This window comes from Nocardia farcinica (assembly GCF_029867845.1).
Taxonomy (GTDB): Bacteria; Actinomycetota; Actinomycetes; order Mycobacteriales; family Mycobacteriaceae; genus Nocardia; species Nocardia farcinica_A.
In genome coordinates this window covers 1-1919 of the sequence record NZ_JARWRU010000559.1, presented here as the reverse complement: position 1 = coordinate 1919, position 1919 = coordinate 1, and the positions used below count along the sequence as shown (strand labels likewise).

The following is a 1919-nucleotide window of genomic DNA, read 5'->3' as shown; positions in this document are numbered from 1 at the left end:
GGGGGGGCCCCCCCCCCCCCCCCTCCACCCACCCCCCCCGGGCGGGGGGGGGGGGGGCCGCCCCCCCCCCCCCCCCCCCCCCCCCCCCCCCCCCCCCCCCCCCCCCCCCCCCCGGGGGCCGGCCCCCCCGGGGCGGGGGGGGGGGGGCCCCCCGGGCCCCGGGCCGGGGGGGGGGGGCCCCCCGCGACCCGCGGTGCGGTTCCAGACGGTGACGGGGTGGCCGTTGCGCAGCAGTACTCCGGCGATGGCGGAGCCCATGGCGCCGAGACCGAGGACGCTCACCGGTGTCGGGGCGGTGGATGTCGTGTCTTCGCTGATGATTTCGTCGCTCATGACTCGGACCGTAGAAGCTCGAGTGGACTCGAGGTCAAGTCCGCGCGGAGCGGACGGGCACGGTGGAGTTCTTTTTCCTCCGCAAGCGGCGTCTTCCGGGTTCCGGCCGGTGGCATGGCCTAGGCTGTGCCCGCGGCACCCGATGTGCGTGTGCCGCGTTCCCGCTCGACCAGAGTTACTCGCAGTTCTCGATCTAGATCTCTGCCCTGCATGAACAACATCGCATGAAGGATCTATATGAAGAGCGAAAAACGCGCCTGGATCGCAGCTCTGACGGCAACCCTCACCGTGATCGGTACCGCGGCGGTTGCCGCACCGTCGGCATGGTCGCAGCCGCAGGGAGGCGGGGGCGAACTTCTCCGGGCCGAACCGGCGCACCTGGCCCTCACCGTTCCAGGGGTGTCGGGAACGATTCCGGCCAGATCGACCCGAATCACCTACACCAGCAGCGACACCCATGACAATCCGACGACGGTGATCGGCACGTACCTGGAGCCGACGCTGCCGTGGCAGGGGCCGGGGGAACGGCCGCTGGTCGCCTATGCGGGCGGAACCCAGGGACAGGGCCCGGAGTGCGCGCCCTCGGCGATGTTGTCGCAGGTGGTGCGCTTCCAGCCACCGGCGGACGCGGTGATCGAGTACGACATGATCGCCATCTACCAGCTGCTCTCGCGCGGTATGGCGGTCGTGATGACCGACTACCACGACTACAACATCCCCGGCATCCACGATTTCATGAACCGCAAGACGCAGGGCTACGCGGTGCTCGACTCCGCCCGCGCGGCGCTGCGGCTGAACAACGCCGGCCTGCACGCCGACTCGCCGGTTCTGATCTACGGCTACTCACAGGGCGGCATGGCGTCCGCGGCGGCGGCCGAACTCCAGCCGGGCTACGCCCCGGAGCTGAACGTGCGCGGCGCGTACGTGGGCGGGCCGACGGTCGGATTGCAGGAGTACATCGCGCGCAACGACGGCCGTCCCGGTGTCGCGCCCGCGATCGCGTGGATCGTCAACGGCATCGCCGAGGACTACCCGGAGACCAGGCCCGCGCTGGACGCGGCGCTCAACGACACCGGCAAGGCGATCCTGAACGAATCCATCGGCCGGTGCGGCGGCGGGCTGTCCAACACCCTGGCGCAGCCGCAGCACACCTCCGCCTGGACGGTCAGCGGCAGGCCGCTCACCGAGGTCATCGACACCACCCCGGAGCTGCGGTGGGCCTTCGACCTGCAGCGTCTCGGCTTCTCGGCGCCGTCGGTGCCGGTGCGGGTGTACTCGGCGCGCAACGACGAGGGCGGCACCTACCCGGGCGTGCGTGACATGGCCGCGCGGTGGTGTGGCGGCGGCACGCCGGTCGAACTGGACGGTGACGGCTCGCTGCCGACTCTCTCCGGCTTCTTCGGCACCCACAACCTGGCGTTCTTCCCCTCGCTGGCGTCCTCGCAGCAGTGGCTCACCGACCGCCTCGCCGGCCTGCCCGCCCCGGTGAACTGCGGCGCGTTGCCGTGGTACCCCCGGCCCCCCCCCCCCCCCCCCCCCCGCGCCCCCCCGCCCCCCCCGGGGGGGGGGGGGGGGGGCCGCCGCCG

Annotated in this window: 2 protein-coding genes; one reads left to right on the top strand and one right to left on the bottom strand. The window is 72.9% G+C overall.

Annotated features, from left to right (window positions below; translation table 11 throughout):
• Positions 1 to 333: NAD(P)-binding domain-containing protein (locus QH283_RS12260; protein ID WP_280503128.1), on the bottom strand; the 333-nt coding region annotated here is incomplete at its 3' end.
• Between the two features lie 399 nt (positions 334 to 732).
• Here QH283_RS12260 and QH283_RS12255 point away from each other — a divergent pair.
• Positions 733 to 1919: lipase family protein (locus tag QH283_RS12255; RefSeq protein ID WP_280503127.1), on the top strand; the 1187-nt coding region annotated here is incomplete at its 3' end.